The sequence below is a fragment of the Novosphingobium sp. NDB2Meth1 genome (assembly GCF_900117425.1).
Lineage (GTDB): Bacteria > Pseudomonadota > Alphaproteobacteria > Sphingomonadales > Sphingomonadaceae > Novosphingobium.
This window is the reverse complement of sequence record NZ_FPEH01000019.1, coordinates 45,120-58,610: the sequence shown is the minus strand read 5'-3', so window position 1 is coordinate 58,610 and position 13,491 is coordinate 45,120. Positions and strand designations below refer to the sequence as shown.

Here is a 13,491-nt window from a genome sequence, read left to right as displayed (position 1 = left end):
CCTCAGCCGGCCTTGCGGGCCAGCACTTCGGCACGGGCGAAAGCCGCGCGCACCAGCTTGTCGAAAAAGCGCCCGGTCTCGGGCGGAAGGATCCCGGCGCTGCTCTGCGCCACCTTGTATTCAAGGATGCAGCCGCTCTTGTAGGCGGCGAGCACGCAGTAATAGTCGAAACAGGCAAGGTCGCGCCCCGTGCCGGCGGCGTAATAGCGCGCGAGTTCCTGCCGCGTCGGGAAGTTCTCGGCGGCATAGAGCACCGCCTCGCCGATCACCTCGGGGTGGTCCTCATCGCGCAGCCGCCCGGTGAACCAGGCAAGATCGATCAGCGGATCGCCGATCGTCGAAAGCTCCCAGTCGATCAGCGCAGTGAGCCGGGCCGGGCGATCGAACGCGAACAGCGCGTTGGGCGTGCCGACATCGCCGTGGATGATCCCGGCGCGGAAATCGTCCGGAATGTTCGCGCGCAGCCAGTCACGCGCATAGGCAAAGCCCGGCAGCTCGCGCCACTCGGACCCATAGCGTTCGGGGTAGGAGCGGATCTGGCCTTCCCAGCGGTCGACTTGCCGTTCGAGGAAGTTGTCCGGCTTGCCGAAGTCTTCGAGGCCGACTGCCTTGTAATCGACATTGGCGAGCGCGATCAGCCCGTCGACCATGGCATAGGCGATGCCGTATTCGCAGGGCGCGCGGTCGAACGGCGCGCGGTGATAGATGCGCTCGCCGCGCAGTTCCGCAGCCCAGCCTGCGACCCGCTCCATCACGTAGAACGGCGCGCCGATGACCTCGGGATCGGCGCAGGAACCATGGCAGGTCGGATGCGGCACCGCCGTTCCGCCTAGCGCGGTGAGCACGCGCGCTTCGCGCAGCACGCCCTTTTCCGCACCGGGCGGCGCAACCGGCGGCGGGCGGCGCAGCACCATATCCTTGCCGCCGCGATTGAGTGTGAGGATCACGTTAGAGGTGCCGCCGTGAAGCTGGGTCACGGTGAGCGGACCATCGCCCAGCGCAGTAATATGTGCATCGAGCCATGCGGTGAGCCGCGGCAGGTCGACCAGACCGGGGGCGAGGGGCGCGGTTTCGGTCATGATGCTTTGCCCTTTTCGTGGCGCTCGATCCCGGCGCGGATGGCCGAGAGCAAGGCGGTTGCCTGCTTCACCTGCGCTGCATCGAGGCAGGTCATCAGACCGGCGGCGATGTCTCCTGCGCGCCGATTGGCTTCCGCTTGGAGCGCTTGTCCCGCCGCAGAGGCGACGAGCAGGGCGGCCCGTTTGTGATCGGGGTTTGGCTCTGCAGTTATCAGCCTTGCCTCGATCAGCCGGTTGGCCGCACGCTGGATCACCTGCCGCGGATGGCCAAGCGACCGGCCGATTTGCGGCACTGTCGGAGGCTCCCGGGCTTCCACGACCGCGACGAGCACGGTGTGCTCCATGTCGCCAAGCGCCGATCCGGCACGGGCTGGAGCAAATGCGGCGCGCAGACGCCCCTGCGTCCGCGCGAGAGCGTCGATCAGCAGGGCAAGGTCTGAGTGTGATTCGGACATGGAACGTTAGTGTCAAAACGACACCATGGTGTCAAATTATCCTTTGCGCGTCACCATCGGTCGGAACAGCGACTGCGCAGATTGCCAGTCGACTCGCACCAGCCGGTGCGCAATGCGCCAGCCGTGGGGCGTCCGGACAAGCGTGTCGCTATAAGTGCCGCTGTGATCGAGGCCGATGTCGGTGTGAACGGCGAAGTAGCTGCGCGCGGTTGCCCGATCACCGTCCAGTTCGATCAGCGGGTTGGTGATATGGTGGCGCACGAAGCTCGGCTTTGGGCCGGGCGTCCCGCTGCCGCCCGCGAGCGCGGCTACGATGGCAGCCGGACCGCTCGCACGGTTGCCGGGATATTCCAGCGTGCCGTCATCGGCAAAGCAGGCGGCGAGTGCTTCGATCCGCCCGCGATCACCGTTGTAGGTGTAGCGCGCAAGGAGATCGCGGATCGCATCGCGGTCGGCTGCGGCATTGGGGGCGGGTTCAGCCATTGAAATTGAGCCGCAGGCCCGGCTCGTCCCAGCGAACCTTGATCAGCCGGCCCGAGGCCGAAAGCGTGATCCAGGCATCCTGCATTTCCTCGCCGCCGAACGCGATGTTGGTGGTGTAGCGATCATCGAAGGCGCGCTTGGTCGTCTTCCCGTCCAGCGTGATCGTCGTGATGCCGCCCTGATAGAGCGTTGCGACGCAGATATTTCCGGCCGCCGTGACCGCGAGGCTGTCGAACCCGACATGCCCCGGCGCGGTTGCGACCCATTGCGGGCGCTGCGCTTCCGCCGCGGCCTTGTAGCTGTAGAGCCGGGCCTGATGGGTGTCAGCGCAATAGATCGTGGTGCCATCGGGCGAGAGGCCCACGCCGTTGTAGGAGATCGGATGACGGTCAATCGCAGTGATCGCGGTGCCATCGGCGCTGCAGGCGAACAGCCCGCTCGCGGTGCGGATGCCGTCGTGGGTTTTGCCCAGATCGGTGAACCACAAGGTGCCGTCAGCGGCGAATACCAAGTCATTCGGCGCTTCGAGCGCGATACCGTCGCAGTTGTCGTAAAGGCGTTCGAATGTGCCGGTGGCAAGATCGACCCGCTCGATCCGCCCCTTGCAGCCCGGCCCACGCGCGTTCTGGAAGCGCGTGAGATCGAGTCCGCCGTTGTTGCAGACATAGAGCGCCCCGTCCGGGCCGATCGCCGCGCCGTTGGGGCCGCCGCCGATTTCGCAGACGACTTCCTTGCGCCCGTTCCAGCAGCGGGTGATCCGCCCGCTCGCGAGCTCGACAACGATGACCGAACCGTCGGCCATCACCACCGGGCCTTCCGGGAAAGCCAGTCCTTCGGCAACCGTCTCCATGTCATTATCCTATATTACTAGGTTATCTATGTCTTGACAGCACGCGGGCCGCTCCGCAAGCATGGATGCATGGCCGTGCCTTCACACCATCTCGTTGCGGATCCGCCGCCATTCGGCTCGCCGCCCTATCCGCCGGATATCTTCGCGGGGCAGACCGTGCTGGTCAGCGGGGGCGGCTCGGGCATGGGGCTCGCCATGGCCCGAGCCTTTGCGCAAGGCGGTGCGAGCGTCGCGGTCATGGGGCGCAATCTCGAAAACGCGCAGGCTGCTGCCGAGGGGCTGACCAAGTTGGGCGTCAAGGCCCACGGGATCAGCTGCGACGTGCGCTTGCCCGATCAGGTCGCCGCCGCGTTTGATGAGGCGGAGCGGACGCTCGGGCCGGTCAGTCTGCTGGCCAACAACGCCGGGGCCAATTTCCCGGTGCTCGCCGAGGACATTTCGGTGAATGCCTGGAATGCGGTGACCCGGATCGCGATCGATGGGACGTTTCTGTGCTCCACCGAATTTGCCCGGCGCCGGATTGCGTTGGGGCAGGGCGGGGCGATCATCAACAATTCGGCGCAGTATATCTGGACGGGGTTTCCGGGCGATGCCCATTCGGCTGCCGCCAAGACCGCGCAAGCGACGATGACCCGCAAGATGGCGCGGGACTGGGCAGCTTATGGCATCCGCGTGAACGTGATCGCCGCAGGGTTTTTCCCGCATAAAAGCTCGACAGCAGGTCGGCGCGAGGGCGGGATCGAGGATCTGCAGGCGATGATCCCGGCGGGGCGCACCGGTTCGATCCACGAGTTCGGCTGGCTTTCGGCGATGACCTGCACCCCGCTTATGGTGGGGCTGACCGGGCAGGTGATTGTTCAGGATGGCGGGGAGAGCCTGCGCCGTTCGCTGATGATGCCCGATTTCATCCCCCCGCGCGAACGCGCCGACGGCCCCTGGGGGTGGCGCTGATGAGCTGGCTTGAGGGCAAAACCGCGCGGCTGGTGGGGGAAAGTCCGGACATTGCGGCGGCCTTGACGGCGCATGGTGCCACGTTTGTGGATCATGGCGATTGCGATGTGCTGGTTCATATTGCCGCGCAGCCGCCTATAAAGCCGGCGCATGAACTGAGCCATGCCGAATGGCGCGCCGCGCTCGATAGCGGCCTCGATCAGCGCTTCCTGCTGGCAAGGGATTATGCCGCCATGCGCCGCGCTGCGGGCAAGGGCGGCGCGGTCGTCTATGTCGGTGCGCCCGAGCAGGCACTGGGCAGTGACCATGCCGCCGCGGCCGGGGCGCTGGGCAATCTGACCAAGACGCTGGGCGTCGAATGGGCGCGCGACGGCATTCGGGTGAACGCGATTCTGACGTGCGAGACGGGGGAAACCTTGGGCAATCTCGTCGCCTATCTGGTCAGCGACTATGCGGCCTATGTCACCGGTGCCGTGATGGGAGTCGGGCTTGATGACTGAGCGCGGGCGGCTCAATGGACAGGTGGCGTTCGTGACGGGCGGTGGCGGCGGGATCGGCCGGGGCATTGCGCTGCGGCTTGCCGAGGCCGGAGCGGCGGTCGCGGTGTTCGACATCATCCCGGAACGCTGCGCCGAAACCGCTGCACGGATTGCCGAACTCGGCGGGGAGGCGCTGGCCTTGCCGGGTGATGCCATGGATACCGAGGCGCTGCGCAGCGCGATTGCCTTAACCGATGCGCGCTTTGGCAGGCTCGATATTCTGGTCAACAACGTCGGCGGCGTCTCGGGCCGGCCCTTCCTCGAGCAGAGCGAGCGGAGTTGGCGGCGCCATATCGATATCAATCTCGTGTCGATGCTGGCCGCGACCCATGCCGCCGCGCCGATCATGATCCGCGGCGGGCGCGGCGGCGCGATCCTCAACGTCGCCTCGATCGAGGCAGAGCGCGCGGCGCCGAACTTTGCGGTCTACGCGGCCTGCAAGGCCGGGATGGTCAGCTTCACCAAGTCGATGGCCATCGAGCTTTCGGGCCACGGCATCCGGGTGAACTGTATTTCTCCCGACCATACGGTCACGCCGGGCAACCAGGGCAATCGCGCCGGGCCGGTCGATCCGGCCAGCTGGCGCACGCACAGTCCGGAAGAGATTGATGCCATGAACCGCCTGATTCCGCTCGGGCGCGAGGGTGTGGACAGCGAATGCGGCGATGCAGCAATTTTCCTTTGCTCATCCCAGTCAAGCTATGTAACTGGAGTGGTATTGCCTGTTGATGGCGGCACTGCCGCCGCGGGCGGCTGGGTTCGGGGCCGAAACGGCAAGTGGACGCTCAACGAAGGCCTTGCCTTCGGGTAGCGGTGTTCGGGGGATAAATCCCGCACTGGTTCATTTTACGCTTTAGTTATAAAACCAAGTTTACTACCTTGGGACTCTTGGACCCGGTTGGTTCATGAGAGGACGGGCTGATGCTGTATAGCATGGACGACGATAGCACTTCGCAGCGCATCCATGTTCCCAAGACCAGCGAGATCGTTGCCGACAAGATCCGCGCGCAGATCATCCGCGGCGAATTGAACGAGGGCGACAGCCTTCCGCCCGAGGGGCAACTCATGGACAGCCTCGGCATTTCGCGGCCGACTTTGCGTGAGGCCTTTCGCATTCTGGAGGCCGAAGGGCTGATCAGCGTGGTGCGCGGTTCGCGCACCGGGGCGAAGGTCCACAAGCCCTCGGTCGAGCTGGTCTCGCGCTATGCCGGCTATGTGCTGGAATCGCAGGGCACCACGATCGCCGATCTCTACCAGGCGCGCCTCGCGATCGAGCCATCGGTGGTGCGTTGGCTCGCGACCGACAAGGGCGCCGGGGCAACCGTCCGGCTTCGCAATCTGCTGGCCGACATGGAGCGCATGCTCGATGAGGACCGGCATGATGATTTCATCGACCACGTGGAGCATTTCCACCAGACGCTGGTTGCCTCGACCGGGCTCAAGACGCTGACGTTCATGAGCCGGATGCTGCTTAACCTCGCGGGGAAGCACCAGAGCGGCTATCAGAAGCGCCACCCCAGGACCCGCGAATTCCGCCTCAAAGCGCATCGCGCGGGGTTGCGCTCTTACCAGAAGGTCGTCGATCTGATCGAGGCCGGGCGGGTCGAAGACGCCGTGGCCCACTGGCGGCTGCATCTCCATAACGCCAATGCCACATGGACCAGCGACGGCGAAGGCCAGCGTGTGGTGGAATCACTCGGCAGCTGAAGCAGGCTAGTCCCGCACCAGCAACATTGCGCCCGCCAGCGGCCCGCCGGCTGTCGACGTCGCGCAGACCTGCGGATCGCCCTTGACCTGCCGCGCTCCGCCCCGTCCCCAGAGCTGGGTGCAGGCTTCATGCACCGCGCCATAGGCGTGAAGCCGCCCGCCCGAGAGCGCGCCCCCGCCGGTGTTGACCGGAAGTTCGCCCTCGAGCGCGATCCGCCGCCCGCCCTCGATGAAGTCCTTGGCTCCGTAGCGCTCGCAGAACCCGAAGTTTTCCAACCAGTTGAGCGTGTGATAGGTGAACCCGTCGTAGAGCTGGGCGATGTCGACATCGGCGGGCCTGAGGTCGGTGCGGCTCCACATCATCTCGGCCACCTTGGGCTGGGCCTGCGTGTCGAGTGCGTCGAGCTGGGTCCATGAATTGCGATACTGCATCGATGAGCCGATCGCCTCGATCCGCACCGGCGGATTGCGCAAGGTACGTGCCACATCCATCCGGGAGACGATGATCGCCACCGCCCCGTCGCACGGCACATCGCAATCGTAGAGCCGCAGCGGCGTCGCGATGAGCGGGGAGGCGAGGTAGTCCTCGAGCGTGATCGGCGTGCGGTAGACCGCGTTGGGATTGAGCCCGGCATTGCGGCGCTGGTTGATCGGCACTTGCGCGACCTGTTCGGGCCGGATCCCGCTCTTGTGGACATAGAGATTGAAGAACAGCGCCTGCTGGAGCGACGCGGCGTAGGTGTAATAAGGTGCATACCAGGCAAACGGACCCGACTGGCGCTCGCCTGTCTTGAGCAGCGAATTGGCAAAGGCGGTTTTGCGCGCCGTTGCTTCGTACATCGTGCGGAAAATGAGGGCATTGCGGCAGAGCCCGGCGGCAATCGCGCCGATCGCGTTGAACACCGCGCCGTACTGGCCCGGAGCTTCTCCCCCGCCGGCATACCATCCCACCTTCAATCGCAACGCATCCTGCAGCGCCGCGCAGCCGACGGCCGAAAAGCCCGAAGCGTTGGCCTGCTCGCCCGGCCAGGTGGCGATCCCGTCGATCTCGGCGCGGGTCAGCCCGGCATCGCGGATCGCGGCCATCGCGGCATCGACGGTGAGTGCCAGCGCGGATTTGGTCGCGCCGCGCGAAACCTCGGACATGCCGACGCCAGTGATCGCGGTGTTCTTTTCGGCGTAGGTGGTCATGCCGCTTGCTCCACCGGACGGAAGAAGGGGACCCACAGATCCTCGTGGTTCTCGAACCAGACCACGACCGGCATGTCGAAGCGCACCGCGTCGGGGTCGCAATGCGTGATGTTGCAAACGAGGCGCACGTCCTCCTGCTCGTCGAGGGCGACCAGCGCGAGGACATAGGGCGCAGCGAGCCCCGGTACCCAGACCTTGTGATTGACCGTGAAACTGGCGATCCGCCCCCGCCCGGAAACCGGCTCTGGCGCCACGTCGCTGCTTTCGCATTGCGGGCAGAACGGCACAGGCGGATGGACGTAGTATCCGCAGTGGCCGCAGCGGCAGATCATCAATCGGCCATGTTCGCCGCCGGTCCAGTATGCGCGGTTGTCGTTGTCGATTGCCGGCAGCGTGCGCGCAGGTGCAGGCGGCGTTTTCATACCTGATCTCCCGTCCCAGTTATCTAACTCAGTTCACGATTATCTGATTGCAGCCGGGGCGTCCATTCGTTAAATTGACGCTTCATCAACTTTTGAGTCGCGAGCGATGCGCGGCCGGTTGGCGGGAGAGCAGCGATGCAAATGGAAGACATGGTGATCATCAGCGTCGACGATCATGCGATCGAGCCGCCCGAAGCGTTCATCCGCCACTATCCCGAAGGCAAGAAAGACCGCGCGCCGCGCATCATACAGCAGGATGGCAAGGATGTCTGGCTGTGGAACGACCAGCGCTTCCCCACGATCGGGCTGAACGCGGTCGTTGGCCGACCGCGCAGCGAATATGGCATGGAGCCGACGACCTTCGATCAGCTTCGCCCGGGCACATATGATCCCAAGCTTCGGGTCGACGACATGAACGCCAATGGCGTGCTCGCCAGTCTCAATTTCCCGACGATGCCCAGCTTTGCCGGCGGGGTGTTTGTCGGCATGGCGAAAAAGGATCCAGCCGAATCGCTGCTCGCCTGCCGGGCCTGGAACGACTGGCACGTGCAGGAATGGTGCGCCAGCGCGCCGGGTCGCTTCATCCCGATGTGCCTCGTGCCGGCCTGGGATATCGACGAGACGGTGCGCGAACTGAAGCGGATGAGCGCGCTCCGCTGCCATGCGGTGTCATTCTCCGACAATCCCGCGAACATCGGCCTGCCGAGCATCCACAACGCCTATTGGGAGCCGTTCTGGCAGGCCTGCGAAGACCTCAAGATGGTGATCAACTGCCACATCGGCACCGGCGCGCGGGCGCTCCACCCCAGCAGCGAGAGCCCGATCGACGCGTGGATCACCGCAATGCCGATCTCGATTGCCAACTCGGCGGCGGACTGGACTTTCGCCAGCTTCTGGAAGCGCTATCCGGGTCTGCGCATGGCTTTGTCGGAAGGCGGGATCGGCTGGGTCCCCTATTTCCTCGAGCGGGCTGACTTCACTTACGAGCACCACCACGAGTGGACCTTCAGCGATTTCGCAGGCGAGCGTCCGTCCGATGTGTTCAAGCGGCACATCATCTCGTGCTTCATCGATGACCAGTTCGGGATCAAGAATCTCGATTACATGAACGCCGACATGGTCGCTTATGAATGCGACTATCCGCACTCGGACACTGTCTGGCCCAACGTTCCCGAATATCTCTGGGCCTCGGTCAACGGGCTCGATCCGGCGGTGATCGACAAGATCACCCACGAAAACGTCATGCGCGAATACAGCTTCGATGCCTTTGCGCTCAATGGCGGGCGAGCAAACTGCACTGTCGGCCACCTGCGCGAACTGGGCAAGGACGTCGATGTCAGCCCGCGCCACAATCTCGGAGGCCTGAAGACCGAAAGCATGGATGCGATCGGCAAGGCGCGGCGCGCGGTGACGTCGGGCGATATCGAGAAGATGTTCGCTTCGGCGTGACGGGAGTGTTTAGCATGATCCAACTTTTCCGCATCGCGCTGGCGGCAGCATGGCTGCGCCTGCTGATTGTCACGGTCCATGCCGGCCAGACGCTCGGCTGGGACAAGGCCGGGGACTTTTTCTTCGGCGATATGGCTCATCCCTGGCGCGCGCAGTTCAACACCGATTTCTTCTGCATGCTACTGCTGATCGCGATGTGGATGGTCTGGCACGCGAAATCCCGGCTGCTCGGCGTGCTGTTTGCGGTGCTCTCGATCATGGGCGGTTGCCTGTTCACGTTCGCCTATCTGCTGGTCCAGTCGTTCCGCACCAAGGGCAATACGGCTGCCGTCCTGCTCGGCCGCCACTATAGCGCGCGGGGGGATAGCCAGTGACCTGTCCGGTTTCCCGCGCGCCTGCCGATGCGCCGCCGGTTCCGGCGCATGTTCCGCCGGAGCTTGTGCTCGATACCCGCTTTGCCAACGGTCAGGTCGCGAACGACCTGCCTGATCCCTATGCACCGACCGATGTGCTGCGCGATCCCGAGTTCCCGCGGATCCACTATTACCCCTGGCCAACGAGCGGCAACCAGTGCGGGGCCTGGGTCGTCACGCGGTATGAAGACATTCGCCGGGTCTATGAAGACAATGACCTGTTCTCCACCGAAGGCGTGGCGCAGTTTCAGGCGTTAGCCGGAGAGCACTGGCCCTCGATCCCGCTAGGGATCGATCCGCCCGATCATGCCAAGTATCGCCGCTTCCTCAACCCGTGGTTCACGCCGGTCGCGATGAAGGCGATGGAGCCGCGCATCCGTGCGATCATCGGTGAAATGATCGACGAGTTTGCGGCAAGGGGCGAGGTCGATATTGCCTATGATTTTGGACGGATCTTCCCGGTCAGGGTCTTCCTCGATCTGATGGGCCTGCCGTTTTCGATGTTCGACCAGTTCCTCGAATGGGAATGGAACATCCTCCACGTACCGGACATCGCCGCCAAGGCGGCCGCCGTGCGCGGCATTCTCGCGTACCTGCGCGGCTTCATCGCCGAAAAGCAGGCCGCGCCGGACGAGACGCTCGGCAGCTATATCGCCAATGGCAAGCTGGAAGGCGAGCCGCTTACTCCGACCGAAGTGATCGGGATGACCTGGTTCCTGTGGCTGGGCGGGCTCGATACAGTGGCCTCGTCGGTAAGCCAGATGTTTCGTCGGCTCGGCATGGACCAAGCCCTTCAAGCGCGGATTCGCGACAATCCGGCGATCATTCCCACGGCGGTCGAGGAGTTTCTGCGGGTCCAGCCGCTCATCAATTCGGGCCGCAAGGTGAAACGCGATTTCACCTGGCACGGGATCGAGATCAAGGCCGGGGACTGGGTTTCGGTCTTCAACAGCTCGGGCAATTTCGATCCCGCGCAGTTCGCAAATCCTCGCACGTTCGATCCTGAACGGCAGGTAAACCGTCACTATGCGCTTTCGGGCGGCATCCACTTGTGCCTCGGCGCGCATCTCGCCCGGCGCGAGCTTCGGGTGCTACTGGACGAATGGTTCACGCGCATTCCGCAGCCCTTCCGGATCAAGCCCGGGACCGACACCACCGTCGTGCCCGGCCTCCTTTCGATCCGCAATCTCCCGATCATCTGGGACGCAGCCTGAGGATATTGCCATGAGCTTCCTGAAACACCCCGGCTGCATCTACGTTGGCGGCGAATGGCAGCCGACGCTGGTTACCGAGCCGGTGATCAATCCCGCCGACGAAAGCCTGCTGATCGAAGCGCCCGTCGGCAGCACGGCCCAAGTCGATGCTGCAATCGCCGCGGCGCGCGAGGCGTTTGATCATGGTGACTGGCCGCGTCTGCCCGTCGCTCAGCGTCAGGCGATGATGACGCGCTTCCTCGATGCGATCGATGCGCGCCGCGAAGAGATCGTGGCGATGATCGTGGCCGAGGCGGGCGCGACGCAGATGCTGGCCGGGTTCCTGCAATATGGCATCCCGATGAAGCACGCCCGCCGCACGGTGGAGCTCGCCAGCCGTCCGGCGGTCACGCCGCTTCCGGTGGAACTGACCCCCAACGCGCAGGGCACGACGACGCTCGGCACCGGGGTCGTCAGCCGAGAGCCGGTGGGTGTTGTTGCAGCAATCTCGCCCTACAATTTCCCGTTCTTCCTCAATGTTGGCAAAGTGGTTCCGGCGCTGGTGGTGGGCTGCACCGTGGTGCTCAAGCCGTCGCCCTACACGCCGATGCAGGCCCTGATCCTGGGCGAGATCGCCGACGCGGTCGGGCTGTCCAAGGGCGTGCTCAGCGTGGTCACCGGCGATATCGAGGCGAGCCGTCTGCTGACGAGCGACAAGCGCGTCGATCTGGTGCACTTTACCGGTTCGGACAAGGTCGGCGAAATGATCCAGGCACAGGGCGCGCCCACGCTCAAGCGGATCGTGATGGAACTGGGCGGCAAGTCCGCGCTGATCGTGCGCGCTGATGCCAATTTGCAGGAAGCGGCAATGGCAGCGCTCGGCGGTTTTACCATCCACTGCGGGCAGGGCTGCGCGCTCACCACGCGGCACCTCGTTCACAACTCCATCCGCCCGCAATTCGTCGAGACGCTGAAGGCGATGATCGCGCATCTCAAGATCGGCAACCCCGCTGATCCTTCGGTCAACTACGGCCCGCTGATTCGCGAAGTTGCGCGCGAGCGGACCGAGCGCTACGTCCAGATCGCGCTCGATGAAGGTGCGACACTGGTCGCGGGCGGCAAGCGGCCCGGCGGGCTGGACAATGGCTTCTACTTTGAGCCGACACTGTTCGACAGCGTGCGCAACGACAGCCGCCTCGCGCAAGAGGAAGTGTTCGGCCCGATCGGCGCGGTGATCGGCTTCGACGATGACGATGAGGCCATCGCGCTCGCCAATGCCAGCGATTTCGGCCTCTCCGGCGCGATCTGTTCGGCCGATGCGGGCAAGGCCTACGAGATGGCGCTGCGCATCCGCACCGGCAGCGTGGCGATCAACGGCGGCGGCGGCACGATGCTCTCCGATGCGCCGTTCGGCGGGATCAAACGCTCGGGCTATGGCCGCGAATACGGCGAGGATGGCCTCAACGAATTCACTTATCAGAAAGTCATCAGCTTCCACGCTGCGTGAGAGGACAGGGCATGACCAAGGTAATGCAGGGCGTGCGCGTCCTTGAAGTGGCGCAGTTCACATTCGTCCCGGCGGCGGGCGCGGTGCTGACGGACTGGGGCGCCGATGTGATCAAGATCGAGCACCCGGTGCGCGGCGATGCCCAGCGCGGCATCAAGGAACTGCAGCGCCTTGCGGTCAATCCGCAGCGCTCGTCGCTGATGCAGCATCCCAATCGCGGCAAGCGCAGTGTGGGCATTGATATCTCGACCGCCGAAGGGCGCGAACTTCTCTATGAGATTGCAAAGACCTGCGACGTGTTCCTGACCAACTATCTGCCTTCCGCACGGCAGAAGCTGGGCATCGATCTGGAGCATATCCGCGCCGCCAATCCCGATATCATCTATGTGCGCGGCTCGGCCTTTGGCGAAAAAGGCCCCGAGCGCGACAAGGGCGGGTTCGATTCGACCGCCTACTGGGCACGCGGCGGGTCCTCGATCCTCGTCACGCCGAAGGAACTGGATGGCCCGCTTCTGCAGCCGGGCCCGGCTTATGGCGATACGATCGGCGGCATGAACATTGCCGGCGGGATCGCCGCCGCGCTGTTCCACCGCGAACGGACCGGCGAGCCGACCGAAGTCGACGTCTCGCTCCTTTCTTCGGGCATCTGGGCGACGGCCTGCAGCATCGATGTGTGCATGGAGCTCAAGACCAACCCCTTCGTCAATGCGCTGCCGGGTCAGGATGTCGTCGGCACCAACCCGTTCATGGGCGTATTCAAGACCTCGGACGGCGGGTTCATCAACCTGACGGTGCTCTCGCCGTCGCAGCTCATCGAGGATACCTTCACCCATCTCGGCATTCCCGAATGCGCCGCCGATCCGCGCTTTTCGACCATCGAGAAGCTGTGGGAGAATTCGATGGCGGCCTATCAGGAAGTGAAGAAGGCCATGGCGTCGCAGCCTTTTGCCTATTGGCAGGAACGGCTGAAGACGATGAAGGGGCAATGGGCGGCCTACCAATCCCCCGCCGATATCGAGCATGACGAGCAGGTTCAGGCCAACGGCTTCATTTTCGAGGTCGAGAGCGCAGATGGCGGTCCGCCGATCAAGCTCGTTTCCAATCCGGTGCAGTTCGACAGGCAGCCCGCCAGCAACACCCGCGCGCCCGAAGCTTCGGAGCATACCGAGCTGTTCCTGATGGAGCTGGGGCTCGAATGGGACCGGATCGAGGCGCTCAAGGGCAAGGGGGCCATTGCCTGACAACAGGCTTT

The 13,491-nt window shown here is 64.4% G+C and carries 15 protein-coding genes; 9 read left to right on the top strand and 6 right to left on the bottom strand.

What is annotated here, in order from left to right; translation table 11 throughout:
- Positions 1-2: 2 nt before the first annotated feature.
- The 4 genes from NDB2M1_RS14975 to NDB2M1_RS14960 are packed head-to-tail and all read right to left on the bottom strand — an operon-like array spanning position 3 to position 2,867.
- Positions 3-1,079, bottom strand: coding sequence for a phosphotransferase family protein (locus tag NDB2M1_RS14975; RefSeq protein WP_072383566.1), 1,077 nt, complete (start codon positions 1,077-1,079; stop codon positions 3-5).
- Positions 1,076-1,534: a MarR family winged helix-turn-helix transcriptional regulator gene (locus NDB2M1_RS14970; protein WP_072383564.1), complete on the bottom strand. Its 459-nt coding sequence runs from the start codon at positions 1,532-1,534 to the stop codon at positions 1,076-1,078. Before NDB2M1_RS14970 ends, NDB2M1_RS14975 begins: the two co-directional genes overlap by 4 nt.
- 36 nt (positions 1,535-1,570) lie before the next feature.
- On the bottom strand, positions 1,571-2,017 hold the full coding sequence (locus tag NDB2M1_RS14965; RefSeq protein ID WP_072383562.1) for a nuclear transport factor 2 family protein: 447 nt from the start codon (positions 2,015-2,017) through the stop codon (positions 1,571-1,573).
- Positions 2,010-2,867 carry an SMP-30/gluconolactonase/LRE family protein gene (locus NDB2M1_RS14960; protein ID WP_072383560.1) on the bottom strand — a complete coding sequence of 286 codons (858 nt, stop codon included), beginning with the start codon at positions 2,865-2,867 and terminating at the stop codon, positions 2,010-2,012. Before NDB2M1_RS14960 ends, NDB2M1_RS14965 begins: the two co-directional genes overlap by 8 nt.
- A gap of 69 nt (positions 2,868-2,936) precedes the next feature.
- Between NDB2M1_RS14960 and NDB2M1_RS14955 the strand changes: the two genes are divergently transcribed.
- The 4 genes from NDB2M1_RS14955 (at position 2,937) to NDB2M1_RS14940 (ending at position 6,064) form a co-directional block, all read left to right on the top strand.
- Positions 2,937-3,818 (top strand): SDR family oxidoreductase, encoded by an 882-nt coding sequence (locus NDB2M1_RS14955; RefSeq protein WP_072383558.1) that lies wholly within the window; start codon positions 2,937-2,939, stop codon positions 3,816-3,818.
- Positions 3,818-4,318 (top strand): SDR family oxidoreductase, encoded by a 501-nt coding sequence (locus NDB2M1_RS14950; RefSeq protein WP_143146781.1) that lies wholly within the window; start codon positions 3,818-3,820, stop codon positions 4,316-4,318. Before NDB2M1_RS14955 ends, NDB2M1_RS14950 begins: the two co-directional genes overlap by 1 nt.
- Positions 4,311-5,168 carry an SDR family NAD(P)-dependent oxidoreductase gene (locus NDB2M1_RS14945; RefSeq protein ID WP_072383554.1) on the top strand — a complete coding sequence of 286 codons (858 nt, stop codon included), beginning with the start codon at positions 4,311-4,313 and terminating at the stop codon, positions 5,166-5,168. Before NDB2M1_RS14950 ends, NDB2M1_RS14945 begins: the two co-directional genes overlap by 8 nt.
- A gap of 110 nt (positions 5,169-5,278) precedes the next feature.
- A complete protein-coding gene (locus tag NDB2M1_RS14940; RefSeq protein WP_072383552.1) occupies positions 5,279-6,064 on the top strand; it encodes a FadR/GntR family transcriptional regulator in 786 nt (261 codons plus the stop codon).
- A 6-nt stretch (positions 6,065-6,070) separates the two neighbouring features.
- Here NDB2M1_RS14940 and NDB2M1_RS14935 read toward each other — a convergent pair whose 3' ends face one another.
- Both NDB2M1_RS14935 and NDB2M1_RS14930 read right to left on the bottom strand, forming a co-directional pair.
- Positions 6,071-7,255: a thiolase family protein gene (locus NDB2M1_RS14935; RefSeq protein WP_072383550.1), complete on the bottom strand. Its 1,185-nt coding sequence runs from the start codon at positions 7,253-7,255 to the stop codon at positions 6,071-6,073.
- Complete coding sequence (locus NDB2M1_RS14930; RefSeq protein ID WP_072383547.1) at positions 7,252-7,677, bottom strand: Zn-ribbon domain-containing OB-fold protein; 426 nt, start codon at positions 7,675-7,677, stop codon at positions 7,252-7,254. Before NDB2M1_RS14930 ends, NDB2M1_RS14935 begins: the two co-directional genes overlap by 4 nt.
- Positions 7,678-7,812: 135 nt before the next feature.
- On the opposite strand from NDB2M1_RS14930, the gene NDB2M1_RS14925 reads away from it, so the two are divergent.
- Genes NDB2M1_RS14925 through NDB2M1_RS14905 form a run of 5 tightly spaced genes read left to right on the top strand, consistent with a single transcriptional unit; the run spans position 7,813 to position 13,480 of the window.
- Complete coding sequence (locus NDB2M1_RS14925) at positions 7,813-9,126, top strand: amidohydrolase family protein (RefSeq protein WP_072383545.1); 1,314 nt, start codon at positions 7,813-7,815, stop codon at positions 9,124-9,126.
- Between the two features lie 14 nt (positions 9,127-9,140).
- Positions 9,141-9,500, top strand: coding sequence for a DUF1475 family protein (locus NDB2M1_RS14920; protein WP_072383542.1), 360 nt, complete (start codon positions 9,141-9,143; stop codon positions 9,498-9,500).
- Positions 9,497-10,753, top strand: coding sequence for a cytochrome P450 (locus tag NDB2M1_RS14915; RefSeq protein WP_072383540.1), 1,257 nt, complete (start codon positions 9,497-9,499; stop codon positions 10,751-10,753). Before NDB2M1_RS14920 ends, NDB2M1_RS14915 begins: the two co-directional genes overlap by 4 nt.
- Positions 10,754-10,763: 10 nt before the next feature.
- Positions 10,764-12,239, top strand: a complete 1,476-nt coding sequence (locus NDB2M1_RS14910) for an aldehyde dehydrogenase family protein (protein WP_072383539.1) — start codon at positions 10,764-10,766, stop codon at positions 12,237-12,239.
- A gap of 11 nt (positions 12,240-12,250) precedes the next feature.
- Complete coding sequence (locus tag NDB2M1_RS14905) at positions 12,251-13,480, top strand: CaiB/BaiF CoA transferase family protein (RefSeq protein ID WP_171955413.1); 1,230 nt, start codon at positions 12,251-12,253, stop codon at positions 13,478-13,480.
- The last annotated feature ends 11 nt before the right edge of the window (positions 13,481-13,491 follow it).